Raw genomic sequence first — 17594 nt, forward strand, 5'->3', positions numbered from 1 at the left:
CATGAACCACTTGCAACTCGTACTCAGCGGCCTGTTCGTCGGCTCGTTCTAACGCCCTGGTCGCGCTCGGCTATTCGATGGTCTACGGGATCATCAAGCTGCTCAACTTCGCCCACGGCGACCTGTACATGCTCGGGGCGTTCGCCGGCTTCACCATGCTCAGTGTCAGTGCCGGTGCACTCGGCGGCGGACTCGTCGCGCTCGTCGCCATCATGATCGTCGCAATGATCGCGACCGGTACTTTCGGCATGGTCATGGAACGGGTGGCCTACCGGCCGTTGCGGAGCGCGCCGAGGCTGTCCGTTCTCATCACCGCCGTCGGCGCGAGTTTCGCGCTCGAGTACGGCATCGCGGTCGCCCTCGGCCCGACCCCGGAGGTGTACCAGATCGAGGTCCGGGGCGGCACGCTGAACATCGCCGGCGCGCAGATCACCCAGGCGCAGCTGGCGATGATGGCGATCGCGGTCGTACTCATGATCGCTCTTGACGCTCTGGTCCGCAGGAGCCGGGCGGGCCGCGCGATGCGAGCCGTCTCCCAGGACCGTAAGGCGTGCCTGCTCATGGGGGTCAACGTCGACCGGGTCATCTCGCGGACCTTCTTCCTCGGGTCGGCCATGGCCAGCGCGGCGGGGGTCATGGCCGGCGCGTACTACGGGAAGATCGACTTCCTGATGGGCTTCATCATCGGGCTCAAGGCGTTCACCGCGGCCGTCATCGGCGGTATCGGCAACCTGCGCGGAGCCGTTCTCGGCGCGATCGTGCTCGGCCTGCTGGAGTCGTTCGGAGTCGCCTACCTCGGCAGCGAATGGCGCGATGTCTTCGCGTTCGGCTTCCTCATCCTCTTCCTGACCGTGCGCCCGACAGGGCTGCTCGGCGAGCGAGTCACGGAGCGTGTGTGATGAACGACGAGCCCACCCTGCGCGCCGACGCGGATGCCTCGGCGTATGCCGCAGTCGTGGAGGAGCGCGCACCCGCGAACGTCGCGCTCGCCGGCCAGGGGGCCGCCCCTCGAAACCGGGCCGCGCGGTGGCCGCGGAGGCGGTGTCGGACTTCCTGGCGAGCAAGTGGCTCGCCCTCGGCGTGGCCGTTGCCGCGCTGGCGCTGCCGTATCTCAACTCCGACACCTACGTCATCCGGATCGCCGTGGACGCGCTCATCTTCGTTCTGCTCGCGGTCGGACTGAACATCGTGGTCGGCTTCTGCGGGCTGCTCGACCTCGGGTACGCCGCGTTCTTCGCAATCGGCGCGTACACCTCGGGGCTGCTGGCCACGGTCTTCGGGTGGCCGATGATCGCGACCGTACCCGTGGTCGTGGTCGCCGCGGTCGTCGGCGGGCTCGTCATCGGCGGGCCCACGCTCCGGCTGCGCAGTGACTACCTGGCCATCGTCACCCTCGGGTTCGGGGAGATCATCCGCATCACGGCGAACAACCTCGACTTCACCGGCGGCCCGAACGGGCTGTACGGCATCCCGAGTTTCGGTGATGTCGGCCTGCGTGCCGACATCACGCTCTACTGGGTCACCACGGTCGTCGTGTGTGCCGCGGTGCTGTTCTCGAGCCGGCTGGGACGCGGCCGGATCGGTAGGGCGTGGCGGTTCGTCCGCGAGGACGAGGACGCCGCCAAGGCGATGGGCATCCACACCTACAAGGTGAAGTTCGCGGCCTACATCGCCGGCGCGGTCTTCGGCGGCATAGCGGGCGTACTGTTCGCGGCACACCAGACGGCGATCTCTCCGCCGAGCTTCAATTTCCTGTGGTCGGCGCTCATCCTGATGGCCGTCGTCCTCGGTGGCATGGGCTCCACACCGGGTGTGGTCGTCGGAGCTCTCGCGATCTCGCTGCTGCCCGAACTGCTGCGCGGAGCCGAGAACTGGCGCTATCTCATCTTCGGCCTGCTGCTGATCGTCGCCATGGTATTCCGCCCGCAAGGGCTGCTGCCGGCCCGTACGGGCGAGCCGGGAAGGCGACGCGGGCGCCGGGCACAGGGAGGTGTGTCGTGAGCGGGGTGCTCCTCGACGTGAAGGACATGGCGGTCTCGTTCGGCGGGGTGCGTGCCGTCGACGGCCTGACGTTCTCCGTCCATGAGGGAGAGGTGCTCTCGGTCATCGGTCCGAACGGTGCCAGCAAGACCAGTGCCTTCAACTGCATCACCGGCTTCTACAAACCGTCCGCCGGCTCGGTGACGTTCCACGGCGTCGACATCACCGGAAAACGGCCAGCCCGGATCGCCGCGAGCGGAATCGCGCGGACGTTCCAGAACCTGCGGCTCTTCGGCGACCTGACAGTGCTGGACAACGTGCGGGCAGGCATGCACGTCCGCATCAAGCAGAACTTCCTCGACGCGATGCTGCACACCCCGCGCTACTGGCGAGGCGAGGACGCCGCCACCGACGAGGCGCACCAGTGGCTCGACTTCGTCGGCCTGCAGTACGACCGGACAGCACCAATCCGCACCCTTGCCTACGGAGAGCAGCGGCGCGTCGAGATCGCGCGGGCGCTGGCGCGCGAGCCCCGAATGCTGCTGCTCGACGAGCCGGCTGCCGGACTCAACCACGGGGAAAAGGCACGCCTGCTCGACCTCATGCGGCGCATCGCCCGCCTCGGGATCGCGGTGGTCCTGATCGAGCACGACATGGGGCTGGTCATGGAGGTGTCGGAACGGATCGTCGTACTGAGCCACGGCAGGGAGATCGCCGACGGCACACCGGCGGAGATCAGTTCGGACCCGGCGGTCATCGAGGCCTACCTCGGAGCGGAGGACGAGGAGGCTCACGCGGAGGCCGAACGCATCGCGGCCGAAGCGGGCCCGGGCGGCACGACGGAGGTGAACGGTGAACATCGTCCTCGACATCAAGGGACTGCAAGTCGCCTACGGCAAGGTGGAAGCCCTCAGAGGCCTCGACCTCACCGTCCGCGAGAACGAGATCGTCGCCCTGCTGGGCAACAATGGCGCGGGAAAGTCCACGACCGTCTCGGCGGTCTCCGGCCTCGTGCGGCCCCGGGCCGGGACCGTCACGGCGTTCGGGGAGGACATCACGAAGGCGACGCCCTGGTCGATCGTCGAGCGCGGAATCGTGCACGTCCCCGAGGGACGACGGATCTTCTCGCGGCTGACGGTGCACGAGAACCTCCAGCTCGGCGGCTCCGTGCGCGACAGCACGTCGATCGCCCAGCGGATCGACCAAGTCTAGGCCCTGTTCCCGCGCATGGCCGAACGGCGTGACCAGCAAGGCGGAACGCTTTCCGGCGGTGAGCAGCAGATGCTCGCAATCGGCCGGGCGATGGTCGCCGGCCCCCAGCTGATCATGCTGGACGAGCCGTCGATGGGGCTGGCGCCCCTGATCGTGGCCCAAGTCATGGACGCCATCGTGTCAATCAACCAGGCAGGCACCGCGGTGCTGCTCATCGAGCAGAACGCACGGGTCGCACTGAAAGTCGCCCACCGCGGCTGTGTCATGGAATCCGGCCGGGTGGCGGTGACCGGATCGGCCGCCGAACTCCGCGCCGACCCACAGGTCGTCGAGGCATATCTGGGAGCGTGACGGGAGTGACGAGAACCACGGAGCCGATCGGGACGATCGACTGGCACACCGGCGGTGAACCGTTCCGGATCGTGCCGGACGGTCCTGTCGCGGTGACCGGTGACGGGCTCACCGTCACCGAGCGCCGGGTCGTCGCGATGGCGAGCGACGAGGCACAGTGGATGCGGGCACTGCTGTGCAGCGAGCCCCGCGGCCACGCGGACATGTACGGCGGCTTCCTGGTTCCACCGGACGACACCGGAGCCCATCTGGGCGTCCTCTTCTGGCACAAGGACGGATTCCCGACCGCGTGCGGTCACGGCACGATGGCTCTCGGGGCCTGGGCAGTGGTCTCGGGCCGGGTCCCGGCCCCCGACGACGGTGTCACCGACGTCGTGATCGACGTGCCCTCGGGGCGCGTCACGGCGAGTGTCCGCACCAGCGGGGGCCTGGTCGAGGACGTGACATTCACGAACGTCGCCGGCCACGTCCACGCCCGCGGAGTCGAAGTGGCGACCGCACGCGGAACGGTCGCCGCGGACATCGCCTTCGGCGGCGCGATGTACGCCGTGCTGCCGGCGGAGGCGGTCGGCCTGCGGGTCCGGCCGGAGAACGTCACGGAACTCATCGCGGTGGGACGCGAGATCCGCAACGCCCTCAACGCCGCCGGCGCCGCCGAGCACCCGGACGATGCCAGGCTGTCCGGCGTCTACGGAACGGTCTTCACCGAGGAGGGCCGCCCTCCGGCGCTCCGGGCCGACAGCAGCCGGCAACTGCACCAGCGCAACATCACGGTGTTCGCCGACGGTGAGGTCGACCGGTCCCCGTGCGGTTCCGGCACGTCGGCCAGGGTCGCGCTCCTCGCCGTCACCGGCGAACTGCTCCCCGGTGACGAGTTGCTGCACGAGTCCGTGGTGGGCTCCGTGTTCCGCGCCCGGATCGCGAAGCAGACCACGGCACACGGAATCCCGGCGGTCGTCACGGCGGTGACGGGCACGGCTCACGCGGTCGGCACATGCCGGTTCACCGTCGATCCCCGCGACGCGCTCCTTCCCGGGTTCGTGCTGCGGTGAGCGCGGTTCTCGACGCCGAGGACGTCCTCGCGCTCGGTCCGGTCGCCGCCGTCGCGGCGGTCCGCGACGCACTGGCGGCGGGGCTCGACCCGGATGACGACGTGCCCCGCGCCGTCGTTTCGCTGACCAACGGCCAGGGACTGCTCATGCCGTCCGAGGCCGACGGCTGGTTCGGGGTGAAGGTCGCGACGGTCGCTCCCGGGAACCCCACACGCGGCCTGCCACGGATCAACGCGACCTATCTCCTGCACGACAGCGGGACACTGACCCCCCGCGCCCTCCTCGACGGGGTCGCACTGACCACCTTGCGCACCCCTGCCGTCTCGGTCGGGGCCTGCCTGGACCGGCTGCGCGCTCTCGCGAACTCCCCCACCGGAGGGCTGCGGCTCGTGGTCTTCGGCGCAGGTCCGCAGGGCGAGGGACACGTCCGTACGATCCGGGCCCATGTGCCGGTCGCCGATGTGACGGTCGTCACGCGTCGCGGCGGCCTGTCCCCGGTGTGGGCGAACCGCCGTCTGGCGACGGAGGACACGGCAGTCGCCGAAGCCGTTCGCCGTGGGGACGTCGTCGTCACGGCGACCTCCGCCCGCGAACCGGTCCTCAGCGGGCACCTCGTGCGCGACTCCGCGATCGTGCTGGCCGTCGGCTCCCATGAGCCGTCGGCGCGCGAACTCGACGGCGTGCTCATGGGGCGGGCGACGGTGGTCGTCGAGAGCCGGGACGTCGCTCTCCGTGAGGCCGGCGATGTCGTTCTGGCGATCCGGGAGGGCAGTCTCACTCCGGGCTCACTGGTGACCATGGCCGAACTGCTCGGCTCGGGAGCAACCGTCCGCGCCGATCGCCCCATGGTCGTAAAGACGAGCGGCATGGCGTGGGAGGACCTGGTCGTCGCCGTCGCGGCATACCGGCAGAGGCAGCAGGCATGAGCGGAGAAGGGCGGAGGGTGGCCCGTCCGATGGCCGTTCCGCCGTGAAATCAAGCTCCCTGCCTGGTGGGGAAGGCTGCGAGGACCGCCCGACTGCCGGTGGACATCGCACCGGCAGTCTCCGCACGGCGCTCCTTGGGAGAAGGCCGTGCCGTGCCGGGCGGTCGAGGGCCTGACGGATGCTCCGGACCGATCACTCCGTCCCCCCGTCAGCCGTGGCCGGCCGGCGGCGACGGGATCAGCGGGTGCCCAGCTTCCTCACCGAGGAGGTGCGCTCCCCGGCCTTCTCCTGCTTCCGCGCCGCCCACAGGGTCCGGACGTGCGCAAGGTGATGGCGCATGTGGTCCTCGGCCGCCGCGGAGTCTCCGGCCAGCATGAGGTCGAGCAGTGCGGTGTGTTCCTGCGCTGAGGCCACCAGTGCCCCGGCTTCTGCGAGCTCGGTCAGGCCGTAGAGTCGGGAGCGTTTGCGCAGGTCGGCCACGGTCTCGACGAGGCGGGAGTTGCCGGCGAGGCCGAGTAGGCCGAGATGGAAGCGGCGGTCCGATTCCAAGTAGCCGATGAGGTCGCCGGCGCGTGCGGCGGCCACGATCTCCTCGGCCGCGGGACGCAGGGCTTCCAGCTCTTCCCGCGAGGCCGACCGGGTGACCCGACCGACGGTCGGGATCTCGATGAGGGAACGGATCTCGGTGTACTCGTCCAGGTCGCGCTCGGACAGTTCGGTGACGCGGAAGCCTTTGTTGCGTACGGCCTCGACCAGACCTTCGCGCGCCAGGTCCAGCATGGCCTCGCGTACGGGCGTCGCGGAGACGCCGTACTCGGCCGCGAGGGTGGGTGCGGAGTAGATGACCCCGGGCTTCAGGTCGCCCGCGATCAGTGCTGCGCGGAGGGCATTGGCCACCTGGTCACGCAGGTGCTTCTGTACCGAGATGAGTGTGCGGGGCTTCAGCTCGCTCATGGATTCCCCTCCGTGGATTTGTTGCCCCACTATACAATGTCACGTTGTGCCCCACCCATGCGCCCCGCCCGGTGCGACCGGTGAGGCCGGGCTCCCTCGTTGTGACGAGCTCAGGCCGACGCGGTGGGCAGAAGGAACACCGTTCGGGTGGAGGTGTAGAAATCCGTCGTGGCGCGCTCCTTCTCCCGCACTCTGCAGGGATCCTTCTCCCGCTCGAAGGGGAGCAGAAACTCGGTGCCGGTGGTCGGTGCGTTCACCCGCATCATCGCCGTGTTCAGGCGGTCCACCGTCGAAAGCGCCTTCTCCAGATCGCTCGTGTGCAGTGAGGACACCACGCCGCGGCGGCCGCTGCCCGCGACCCGGATCGCCTCGTCGAAGTCCGACGCCCCTGATAACACCGCGACGGGGCCGTGGATCTCACGGCGGTTCAGGTCATGGTGTCCGGGCACATTCTCGAGCAGCGTGGGGTCGACATACCAGCCCGGCGCCTCTCTCCGGCCACCCCGGGCATTCCCCGCCAGTAGGTCCGCTCCCAAGGCGAGAGCGCTGTCCGTGACGTGGACGACACGGTCACGGGCCATTTCGGAGATGACGGGGCCGCACACCGAGTCGGTCGCGTTCGGATCACGGGCGGGCAGAGCCCGCAGAGCCTGTCTCAACGCCTCGCGCAGCTTCGGCAGGACACTGTCCACGGCGATCACTCTCTTGGTGGCGGTGCGCTTCTGGCCCGCATAGCCGGCGATCGCGACGGCTATGTCGGCGGCGGCGCGTACCACGTCGGCATCCGGTAGGACCACGGCCGTGTTGTAACCACTCATATCCGCCTGGACGGGCACGCCACGGGACGCCGCGGCGCGTACCACCGCAGTACCGACGGCGCGGGATCCGGTGAAAGAGACCACATCGGCCAGGCCGGCCAGGGTGGCCCCGACTTCGACACCTCCGGGGGCGAGCTGCAGGACGTCCGCGGGGAGGGCTCGCCCGAGGATCTCCGCCAGGCGCAGGGCGCACGCGGTGGCCTCCGGTGCGGGTTTGAGGACCACGGTATTGCCGGCCGCGAGGGCCGGAGCCGCCTTCCAGGACGGCGCGGCCAGCGGGAACTGCCATGGGGTGATCAATCCGGCGACGCCGTGCGGACGCCGGCGAGTGAGCAGGAGTCCTGGTCCAAACGTCGGCTCGTGCACCGCTCCGGGGACGTCCTGAGGTAGCTGGGCGTAATAGCGCCAGATCGCCACCGCGCGTGTGAGTTCCTCGCGGGCCTCGGTGAGCGGCTTGCCGACTTCTCGGACCAGGAGCCCGGCCAGTTCTTCGTACGCGGCCTCCAAAGCGTCTCCGGCACGGTGCAGGGCCGCGGACCGCGCGGCCGCACCGGCGGCGAGCCATGCGGCCTGGGCGCGGGCGGCCCGCTGCACGGCTCGTGCGGCGGTGTCGGGGCTGCAGCCGTACAGCTCGACGAGCACGTCACCGGGGTCGGCGGGGTTGCGGGAGATCACCACGCTGTCGGCCATCGGGCCGGGGTGGATGTTCACAGGAGGGGCCTTCCGGGATGAAGTCATGGCGCAGGGGGCCTCTGGACGGACACAGGGGCCGTCTGTTCGGGCCGACATCGGTTCCGCGGCGGGTAAAGGGGACGCCCGTGCCGACGCACCTCGGACTGATGGCGATGCCGTCGCGAAGCGCCTCACGAGCACCACAGTAATATGTCACATGTCGCCCTGAGTGGGGAGGTTCAAATCCTCTATCGGGGAGAAAAAGGGGAAGCCGGGGCGGGCGCGAGGATCGCGCCCGCCCCGGCGGTCGGCGGTGGATCAGGGCTCAGTACTCGGTCTTGACCGTCACTCCGGAGAAGTCCGCCACGGCGGCCAGACTGATGTAGTTCCAGCCGGCGGGCGGATTGGTGACGGTGAGTGTCTCGCTGTTGCCTGCGCCTGTGGACCTGCTGGTGTAGCTGGAGGTGGTCGCCCAGGTGCTGCTGTTGTAGTAGAGGTCGGCGTTGCCGGTGCCCCCGGACGAGGTGATCTGCAACTGCTGGACGCCGGAGGGGATGTAGATGTAGAGGTAGGCGTGGTTCCCCGCAGTCGCGGACAGGTTGCTTCGCTTGCAGGTACGGCCGAGTTCCCTGGCGTCGCCGCCCGTGCACTCAGGAGCGGCGTCCGCGCCGCCGACGGCGATGCTCTGGGTCGCGGTGCTGGTCGCGCCCTTGTCGTCGGTGACCTTCAGCGTCACGGTGTAGGTGCCCGGGGCCGTGTACGTCTTGGCCGGGTTGGCCGCGGTGGAGGTGGTTCCGTCCCCGAAGCTCCACGAACGGGAGGCGATAATCCCGTCGGAGTCCGTCGAGCGGTCGGTGAAGTTGGCCGTCAGACCACTGACGGACACTGCGAACGCCGCAGTGGGAGCCTGGTTGCCCGGCGGGGTGGTGGAGCCTCCGCAGTCGCCGGCCGCGCACCGTGCCAGCCAGTTGTACCAGTCGCTGTCGTAGCGTGTTCCGATGCTCCCGGTGAGGTAGGCGCGGGCAGTGTTCCAGCTACCGGCACGGTAGTACCCCAGGACGGTGTCCATCTCGGCGCGGTGGGACTGGAGCATGTAGCGCACGGCGAGATAGCCCCACCGGTACACGCGTGTGCTGTCGTGACTGTAGGTGGTGTCGAACAGCGTGCTCAGCGCATAGGTGCGCCTGCTGGCTTCGGTGATGGCCGCGTCGTAGCGCAGGTTGCGGTAGGAGTAGGACACGTACTCGGCGAATCCCTCGATCCACCAGATGGTGGGAGTCGATACGTTGGCGTTGAAGTCGCCGTACATGTTGAAGCGGCCGTCGAGGTAGTGCGTGTACTCGTGGTTGAGGTTCCAGATCTCGAAGTCCGGGCGGACCCACTCGGCCTCGTAGGCGATGAACCTGGCCTGGTTGCCGGCCGCGGAGGGGTTCCCCTCGAGGTACATGCCGCCGTTGTTGGTGTTGATGCCCCAGTCGGCACCGGCGTAGGTCTGGTAGTCGGTGCTGCTGTTGTAGACGACCACTTCCAGGCTGGTGTTGCGGTCACCTGCGACAGGCCCGTTGTCCTTGGCGACGCTGTGGAAGTAGGCATCCTGGTCGGCCAGGCTGCGGCAGGTGGACGCCAGTTGCGCCGAGGTCATCTCCTGGGCGCGGATGCGGAGGCTCGCGCTGCAGGTGTGGTTGATGACCAGGACGCTGCTCGCCAGGCGCTGCTGGAGGTCGCAGGTGCCGTAGTAGCCGCACTGGGTCTTGTCGTAGCTGTTGGTCATTTCGGCGATGCCGACCCACAGCGGAGCGGTGGCGCCCTTGAGGAAGCTCTTGCCCAGGAGCGCGGCCACCTGTGGCCGGACCGTCTTCTGCAACGAGGCGTGCTGCAGGAACCGGGCGAGCTCACGCCCGGCATTGGAGGCGAGATGGCTCCGGTCGGTGCCGAGGAGGTTCCTGTGCGAGGAGGCGAAGTCGTACAGGGCCCGGAGGATGCTCCGGTCGGAGGACACCGCGTCGGCGAAGCCCGGTGTCCGATGGCCGCGAAAGAGAACGGTGTAGACGTTGTTGACGGCGTTCAGCATCCACTGGGAGAGGTTCCAGGAGGAGTTGTAGTCCGCCAGCAGGCGCTTGACGACGTACAGGTAGCGGGCGTTCTCCTCGGAGCTGTCGATCAGGGTGACTGCTTCGGCCAGGATCTCGCCGTTGGCGTCGGTGACGTCCCGGGAGCGGGGACTGGCGAAGAACGCGTCGAGACCGGCACGGACGGCGGTGCGCAGCTTCGGGCCGTAGGCACCCCCGGTGGCCTCGTCGTGCCAGTGTGCGTAGTAGCCAGCGCGCAGGTAGAGCAGGAGTTGGGGCATGCCGGTGCTGCTGTCGCCCGGGTAGGAGGCGGAGCCGTCCCGCAGTGCGTAGGCGACGCTCGTCATCCGGTCCTCGCGGAAGGCCCGGTGTGCGTCGCTCCCGGTGAGGTCGAACAGCGTGTCGACGCAGTCGGTCGTGGACGCCTTGATCTGCTGGACCAGGGCGTGCCCCGAACGGCTGGTGAAGGCCTCGGGGCGGCAGTCCGCGGCAGCGGGCGCCTTCGCCTTGCCCCCGGCTTCCTCCGGGAGTGCCCGCATGGACGGCCTCCGAAGGGGTGCGGGGGAGGCCGGGTCGTCGTAGTCCCGCCGCAGCGCATCCGTGGTCGACGGAAGCGGCGCCCGCTCCTCGACCTTCAGTGGCTCGCCGCGTACGTGCTCAGGATCTCCTCCCGAGTCTTCCTGCAGCGACGCCTGGGGCGGCGGCACATTCTCGCGGGCATGCTGTCCGGTCGCCTCCTGGACGGCGGGAACCGGAGCGGCGAGCAGCCCTGTCCCGAGGCACAGGGTCAATATCAGCCCGCTCAGTGTCACGAAACGTGGTCGCTGGGGTCTTCTTTTCACGCACTGCCTCCTGAGGGAGCGGCCGTGCGGAAGACACGGCCGGATGGGACCCAGTGGCCCGGAGGAATCCCGGAGGGGGCTGCTCCGGGCCACCGGCAGCGCGATACACAATGCGACAGGTGACATTGCATATGCGCCGATAGGTGGGCGGGATGCAGGGGCATCCACGCTTGCCCGGCTCTTCGGCCGGGCGCGCCGTCACACGTTCCGTTTCTTGTGCGACAGCGTCTTCCTGGTCAGCCGGCCAGCAGGCTGACTCCCAGGGAGGACAGGGCCCGGCTGATCGGCTCGTGGATCATGCCGCATCCGCTGTTGGGGCCACCGCTGAGGATGCCGTGGGCGGTGGATCCGTTGTAGACACCGCTGCCGCTGTCTCCCGGTGCCACGCACGCCGTGCTCCAGGTCATGCCGGTCAGGGTGCGTCCGGGGTAGTGGACGGTGGCGTTGACGTCGGTGATCTGTCCGCAGGTGTAGCCGGTGGTGGAGCCCTGCTTGCAGACGTACTGACCCACATAGTCGTAGTCCCAGCTCCGGATGGGCTGAGTGGTGTAGACCCAGCCTCGCGGCTGCCAAAAGGCGGTGTCGCTGATCCGCACGATGGCATAGTCGCCGTAGTAGCCGAAGTGGTAGTCCGCCGTGCTTCCCACACCCTGGTAGCCGTAGCTGTAGGTCGGTACCTCCCAGTAGGAGGCGGCCTCGGTGCAGTGCCCGGCGGTCATCATGTAGTAGCCGTAGCTGTCATAAACCATGAAGGCACTGGTGCAACGGGTGTTGCCGCCGTAGATGGCCAGTCCCGAGCGCAGCGGCGGGTCGCACGAGTACTGGCCGCCGCAGTACACCGGCCGGGACGCGTGCCGGTAGCTGTCGACGACCAGCGCGTCCCCGAACTTCCGCTCGGCCCAGCGCACGACGCTCCGCTGCTGGTCCGTCAGCTTCCTTCCTCGCGGAACGTCCAGCCGCAGTACGTTCTTCTCGGTCACCACCGCGGACTGCAGGCCATGTCGCGCCCCCTTGTTCGCCTTGGTGATCCGCTTGGCCAGCGCGTCCGACATCTTCCGCAACTCGTCCATGCCGCGTTCGACCAGCACGGCCTCGACCGCGGTCTTCCCGGACGCCAGGGTGTTCACGACCGATGCCGAGGACTTCTCGGTCACCGCGACCCTCAGCTTCCCCCCTCGTTCGTGGTCCACCCACGCTCCACCGAAGCGCGCTCCCAGTCTCTCGCGCAATTCGGTGGCCAGAGCGGCCTGGTCGTCCTGTCGCGCGATGCGGCGCTCGCCTTCCGCCGCCGAGACGCCATAGTCCTCGACCAGTTGGGCCACCGCGGCCTTCTGCTGCGCGTTCGGGCCCGGCCGGGCCGGGACGTCTTCCCTGGCCGACACCGTCGGCGCGAGAAGGAGTGTGGCGATCAGAGCGGTCACCGCCGCCGCTATCGGCCCTGACAGCCGTAATGGGACACCGTGCATGGAGCACCTCCCTGTGAGTGGAGCGAACGCCGGACGGCGGGGGCGCCTCACTCGACGCGGCCATGAAACGCCCGACGTCGGGGACATGACAAGGTACAATATGGCGGGTGACATGTCACACCGCAACCCTCTGGGGAGGGCCGGTCAGCGAAGCGCGGGCGGAGGAGAGGAAGCTGCGAGCCGACGGCCCTCGGGGGCCCCGAGGGCCGTGTTTTCCGTTACGGCCGCTGGTCAGTGCTCCAGCAGCCGGGCCAGCCACTCCTCCACGTCGGTCGCGTTACGGGGCAAGGCGTCCGAAAGGAGCTTCGCGCCGTCCGAGGTGATCAGCAGGTCGTCCTCGATACGGACACCCATGCCACGCAGTTCCAGCGGCAGCGTCTCGTCGTCGGGCTGGAGATAGAGGCCGGGCTCGACGGTGAGGACGTGGCCCTCCTCCAGCACCCCGTCCAGATAGGCCTCCGCGCGTGCCTGTGCGCAGTCGTGGACGTCGATGCCGAGCATGTGCCCACTGCTGCAGAGCGTGTAGCGGCGGTACAGACCGCTGTCCTCGGCGAGCGCCTTCTCAGGGGGTATGCGCAGGATGCCCCACTCATACAGACCCTCGGCTATGACGCGCATCGCCTCCTGGTGGAAGTCGCGGAACCGGGCGCCGGGCCGCAGGACGGCGATAGCGGCGTCCTGGGCGGCCAGGACCAGTTCGTAGACATCGCGCTGGGCGGCGGAGAAGCGTCCGGACAGTGGAAGGGTGCGGGTGATGTCGGCCGTGTAGAGCGTGTCGGTCTCCACGCCTGCGTCCAGCAGCAGGAGCTGCGAGGGGTCGAGTGCGCCGTCGTTGCGGATCCAGTGCAGGACGCAGGCGTGGGCGCCCGATGCGGCGATCGTCTCGTACCCGGTTCCGTTGCCTTCGGCCCGTGCACGCAGATTGAACACACCTTCGATCCAGCGTTCGCCACGGGGATGCCGCAGGGCCCGCGGCAAGGCCCGCACCACATCGTCGAAGCCCACCGTGGTGTGATGGACGGCCAGTTGGAGCTGGCCGATTTCCCAGGGATCCTTGACGAGCCGGAGCTCCGACAGCGCGGTCTCCAGCCCGGAGTCTCCGGCCGGAGTACGGCTCTCCCGGGCCACCAGATCATCCAGCGCCGGATCGACGCCGGTCACCAGGCGGGTCGGTGGACGCGGGCCGGTGAACAACTCGGGCAGGTCGTCCAGGTGCACGCAGCGCAGGCCCGTCAGCGACGCCGTTTCGTCCAGGTCGGGCCGGCGCCCCACCCAGAACTCGCCGTAGCGGCGGTCGCGGTAGAAGCCACTGCTGTCGCGCGGCGAGCGGGGGCGGACATAGAGCACCGCCTCATGGCCCTCGGGCCCCGTCGGTTCGAGGACCAGCACATGGCCGGGCTGGTCCTCGCCGGTCAGGCCGGTCAGCCAGGCGTAGGCGCTGTGCGGGCGGAAACGGTGGTCCGTGTCGTTGGAACGGACCTTGAGGACACCGGAAGGTACGACGAGCCGTTCACCGGGGAAGCGGGCCGAGAGCCGGTCTCGGCGGGCCTGCAGATTGGTGCAGCCGGGTACCCGGGTGTCCGCGGGGAGCGGGGAGGGCGCCCAGCCGGAACTCATGAACGAGTCCAGTGCTGCGGAAGCGGGCAGGTCGTGACTACCGGTATGCGGGCGGGCAGTGGCGTAGGGGGGCACGGAGAGCTCCTTCGTTGGTCGGCCAGGGGCAAGGGGGCGCGGAACTGGTCGCTACTGGGCAGGAGACAGCCCGGTGATGACCGATCCATAAAATGTCACATTACTATGTAACGGGTTACCTCTCTCCGGTAGATCGGACCGGACCGCCGACCCGGAAAGCGGGACCTGGCGGTGATCCGCCGCGAACAGCCCGCGACGCTCACCAGCACCGGCGGCCGTCCCACCCTGGCCGAAGCCGAGCGGGAGCCGGCGGACAGTGACACGGGCCCACTGGTCGCCCCGCCCCGATCCCCGAGCACGGCCGGACCGCGGTCCGGGCCGATGCGCCCGGCGATCACCGTCGACGGGACCTGCGGCCACTGTTCGAGCAGTTCACGATTCCGCGGCGCGACAGCGTCCACCATCGAGCCCGTCGGCGCACCCGCTGATGACACTTCCGGCGGTGTCGGCCCGATGAATCCGACGGATCACCGACGTCGCCAGCCACCCGGCACCCCGTCAGCCGACGCCCACAAGTCCCGCCCGCAGACTCAACACCCGCTGCTCAGAGACCGCATGCCTCCCCCTGCCGCGCATGAAGTCCCGGCGTCCATGGATCGATTGGCAACCCTGGATTCACCTGGATGCCTTCCATACACCAGGTGACCTGTGCAATGGCACATCTCATCGGTGTGGTCATGCCAACCACGTCAGTCGTGCCCCATGTGATCGACAGCGTGGCCCGATCCAGTACCTCCTCATCCCTACAGGCCACGCACCGCATGGCTCAACCCTCATGGGAGGTGTAGTGAGAAATGCACTCGTCCGGCGAAGGCGCGGCGCTGCCGCTTGCCCTGACCATCGCCATGGGCGTCGGCCTGCTGTCGCAGCCGGCCAGCGCCCGGAGCGGAAGCCCGGTGCCCGTCGCACAGGCCGCGGCCGCGAACGGGAAGCACACGGGTCCTGCGCCCGTGGCCCAGTCGACCACCGCGGACACCGAGCACGTCGCCAAGGGAGGTCAAAAGGCTTCCGTACTGCGCCTGCCGAAAAGCTCATCCGCGCAGGTCATGCGGCATGTCGGTACTCGTGGAGGATGCCGCCAAGTCGTTGGCGTCGTCGTATGTCGACGTGGGTGATCTGCTCCGGATCGCTGATCGGCATCGGCATCGGGGCGTAGCGGGCGGGCGTTGGCGATGCCTTGATGGGGCCGGTGGGAGTTGTAGAAGTCTTCGAACTCGCGTAGCGCGTGGAGCAGGTGTCGCTGGTTCCAGATTAGGGTGCGGTCCAGCAGCTCGCGCCGACAGGTCTGCACCCACCGCTCCATGATCGAGTTCATTCTCGGTATCCGGACGCCGCTGAGCACCACCTCGATACCCGCGTCCTTGAGTACCTCGTCGAACAACTGCGGGAACTTTCCGTCCCGATCCCGGATCAGGAACCTGGCACGGCAGCCGGCGTCCTCGAGGTCCATGACGAGGTTCTTCGCGACTTGCGTCACCCAGGATGCGGTGGGGTGCGGGGTGGCGCCGAGGATCCGGATCCGGCGGTTCGCGTGCTCGATCGCGGCGAACACGGACAAGCGGGCCCCGGACAGGGTGACGGTCTCGAAGAAGTCGCACGCCAGGAGTGCGTCGGCCTGGGAACGCAGGAAGCCCGCCCAGGTGCTCGAGGTCCGCGCGGGCGCCGGGTCGATGCCGGCCTCCTTCAATATTTCCCAGACGGTGGAGGCGGCCACCGTAACGCCCAGAACGAGGAGTTCGCCATGAATGCGGCGGTATCCCCAGTTGGAGTTCTCGCGGGCGAGCCGCAGCACCAGCAGCCGGATGGAGCGCACGGTCCGCGGCCTTCCCGGGCGCTTGGGCCGGGAACGCGCAGCGTGGCGGCGTGCGACCAGATCACAGTGCCAGCGCAGCACCGTGTCCGGACGCACCACCAGCCGTATCCTGCACAGCACCTGCGAGGGCAGGCGGTGCAGCAACGCCGCCAGGAACGCGCGATCGTTCGGGGAGAACCGAACCTTCTCGCCACCGAGTTGGCGCTCCAGCACCGAGATCTGATGCCGGAAGGCGAGGATCTCCGTTTCCATGTCCCGGTCGCTCATGGGCAGCAGGCGCAGCATGGCAAACGCGTTCGTCACGGTCAGGTAAGCCAGTCGCAGCAGCACGACCAGCCATCATGCCGGGCTGATCGCCAGCCCCGCGAGAGCACCGATTCCAGCGTCCGTGCTCGAGAACCCGCGCATCCCGCACACCGGCTCCCACCTCGGCGGATGAGCTTTTCGGCAAGGGCAGGACCGCTGGACCTGGATCCTGATCGTCGCTCACACCCAGCTCCGGCTTGCCCGGCCCCTCGCCAAGGACCTCCGCCGCCCTGGGAGAAGCCAGCTGCCTCCGGCTGGCTCACCCCCGCCCGGGTTCGCCGAGGGTTCAGGAACATCCGCGCTCACCTGGCCTGCCCGCCCCGTGTTCCCAAACCCCGAGGCGCCGGCCCCGGACGGCCACCCGGCTTCAAGAACAAACACCGGGCACCCCGTTACGACGTCGGCAAGACCGTCAAACGCCCCGAGACCCTCAAGGCCATCGGCAAGCCCGGAAGGTCTTGGTAGATAAAGAACAAGCTTAGAGGCCGTTCTCTTTCCGATACCAAGTCGTCCGCGAGCTCCAGACACTCCTCGCCACCTGGACCGGCGCCTGCCCCACCTACCACCGCGACATACCCACACCCCTACGAACCTCACCAGCCCTACTAGGGCGGGAAATCGGCGGGCATGGCCCGCCACTTCCGGTACACGGCCGGGCGCAGGTGCCGCTGACGGCTTTGCCCCGGCTCCAAGCCGAGCGTCCGCCGCGGTCGCCGCAGACGCCGGAAGCCCCGGTGCGCTGGTCCTGGCATCCGGGGCCGGCGGTCAGCCGCAGTCGTTGCGGTTAATTCGTCGGTGGCGCCGTCCCCGTCATCGTCCGCCTCCGTCCGGCCGCTCGTCGGCGGTCGGACGGAGCTGCGGGCACCGCCCGGTTACTAGACTCGGCCGCAGCCGTCGATCTTGCCGCCGCTGTGCACGTTGCAGATGCGGAAGCGCACGTCACGCACGTTGGTGTCCTCCAGGGAAACCGTGAAGGTCTGGCCCCGTACGGTCGACGCCCAGTATTTGTAGCTGTGGTCCGCGGTCGAGGTCTCCGAGCGTTGCAGGACGGCGCCAGTGACGCTGCTGGCGCACTTGCTCAGGTTCATGGAGAGCCGGGCGCTGCCCCAGGTGCGGTACAGCTTCTCGGCCTGGCTGGTGAGTTGCCAGCCGTAGGTGCCGGACGCCGTGGCACATCCGTTGTAACTCGAACCGCTGATCGGTCCCTCCGCCGCACTGGCGGTGAGAGGGGACAGAGCGAGGCCGGTGGCCGCTGCGGCAGTGCCGACGATCTTTCTGATTCTTCCTGTCATGATTCTCTCCACGTGTTTTCCAGCTGGGTGTCCCTGCTCCGTCCGAGACGCCGGCTACTGCGGCTACGGATCGGCCGGGCTGCACGAAGCCTGAGGCCTGAAAACGGCAAGAAGCAACGAAAGTCGCCGTCCCGGACAGCGCGCCGTGT

12 protein-coding genes and 2 pseudogenes are annotated in these 17594 nt (G+C 68.7%); 7 read left to right on the top strand and 7 right to left on the bottom strand.

Annotated elements, in window-relative coordinates; genetic code table 11:
• Positions 1-77: 77 nt before the first annotated feature.
• The 6 genes from IE172_RS24665 (at position 78) to IE172_RS24690 (ending at position 5521) form a co-directional block, all read left to right on the top strand.
• Positions 78-899 carry a branched-chain amino acid ABC transporter permease gene (locus IE172_RS24665; RefSeq protein ID WP_229886337.1) on the top strand — a complete coding sequence of 274 codons (822 nt, stop codon included), beginning with the start codon at positions 78-80 and terminating at the stop codon, positions 897-899.
• A gap of 142 nt (positions 900-1041) precedes the next feature.
• A complete protein-coding gene (locus IE172_RS24670; RefSeq protein WP_229886339.1) occupies positions 1042-2001 on the top strand; it encodes a branched-chain amino acid ABC transporter permease in 960 nt (319 codons plus the stop codon).
• A complete protein-coding gene (locus IE172_RS35470) occupies positions 1998-3224 on the top strand; it encodes an ABC transporter ATP-binding protein (RefSeq protein ID WP_431994847.1) in 1227 nt (408 codons plus the stop codon). Before IE172_RS24670 ends, IE172_RS35470 begins: the two co-directional genes overlap by 4 nt.
• On the top strand, positions 3208-3543 hold the full coding sequence (locus tag IE172_RS35475; RefSeq protein WP_431994846.1) for an ATP-binding cassette domain-containing protein: 336 nt from the start codon (positions 3208-3210) through the stop codon (positions 3541-3543). The genes IE172_RS35470 and IE172_RS35475 overlap by 17 nt, the downstream gene beginning before the upstream one ends.
• 5 nt (positions 3544-3548) lie before the next feature.
• Positions 3549-4595 (top strand): proline racemase family protein, encoded by a 1047-nt coding sequence (locus IE172_RS24685; protein ID WP_229886341.1) that lies wholly within the window; start codon positions 3549-3551, stop codon positions 4593-4595.
• Entirely contained in the window at positions 4592-5521 is a 930-nt protein-coding gene (locus IE172_RS24690) for an ornithine cyclodeaminase family protein (RefSeq protein ID WP_190099510.1), read from the top strand. Before IE172_RS24685 ends, IE172_RS24690 begins: the two co-directional genes overlap by 4 nt.
• Positions 5522-5758: 237 nt before the next feature.
• Here IE172_RS24690 and IE172_RS24695 read toward each other — a convergent pair whose 3' ends face one another.
• The 6 genes and pseudogenes from IE172_RS24695 to IE172_RS24720 all read right to left on the bottom strand — a co-directional run bounded on the left by IE172_RS24695 (position 5759) and on the right by IE172_RS24720 (position 16177).
• Positions 5759-6475 carry a GntR family transcriptional regulator gene (locus IE172_RS24695; RefSeq protein WP_190099511.1) on the bottom strand — a complete coding sequence of 239 codons (717 nt, stop codon included), beginning with the start codon at positions 6473-6475 and terminating at the stop codon, positions 5759-5761.
• A 110-nt stretch (positions 6476-6585) separates the two neighbouring features.
• Positions 6586-8031 (bottom strand): aldehyde dehydrogenase family protein, encoded by a 1446-nt coding sequence (locus tag IE172_RS24700; RefSeq protein ID WP_306432812.1) that lies wholly within the window; start codon positions 8029-8031, stop codon positions 6586-6588.
• A 259-nt stretch (positions 8032-8290) separates the two neighbouring features.
• Positions 8291-10876, bottom strand: coding sequence for a collagenase (locus tag IE172_RS24705; protein ID WP_403382444.1), 2586 nt, complete (start codon positions 10874-10876; stop codon positions 8291-8293).
• 236 nt (positions 10877-11112) lie between these two features.
• Positions 11113-12297 carry a S1 family peptidase gene (locus IE172_RS24710; RefSeq protein ID WP_190099514.1) on the bottom strand — a complete coding sequence of 395 codons (1185 nt, stop codon included), beginning with the start codon at positions 12295-12297 and terminating at the stop codon, positions 11113-11115.
• Between the two features lie 276 nt (positions 12298-12573).
• Positions 12574-13959: an aminopeptidase P family protein gene (locus IE172_RS24715; RefSeq protein WP_190099515.1), complete on the bottom strand. Its 1386-nt coding sequence runs from the start codon at positions 13957-13959 to the stop codon at positions 12574-12576.
• Between the two features lie 1119 nt (positions 13960-15078).
• A pseudogene (locus tag IE172_RS24720) lies at positions 15079-16177 on the bottom strand (integrase core domain-containing protein).
• 118 nt (positions 16178-16295) lie between these two features.
• Here IE172_RS24720 and IE172_RS34720 point away from each other — a divergent pair.
• Positions 16296-16618 (top strand): annotated as a pseudogene (locus IE172_RS34720) (NF041680 family putative transposase); the annotation flags it as partial.
• A 410-nt stretch (positions 16619-17028) separates the two neighbouring features.
• On the opposite strand, the gene IE172_RS24725 reads toward IE172_RS34720, so the two are convergent.
• A complete protein-coding gene (locus IE172_RS24725) occupies positions 17029-17445 on the bottom strand; it encodes a hypothetical protein (RefSeq protein WP_190099516.1) in 417 nt (138 codons plus the stop codon).
• Positions 17446-17594 lie beyond the last annotated feature (149 nt).

This window comes from Streptomyces griseoflavus, assembly GCF_014649995.1.
Lineage (GTDB): Bacteria > Actinomycetota > Actinomycetes > Streptomycetales > Streptomycetaceae > Streptomyces > Streptomyces griseoflavus.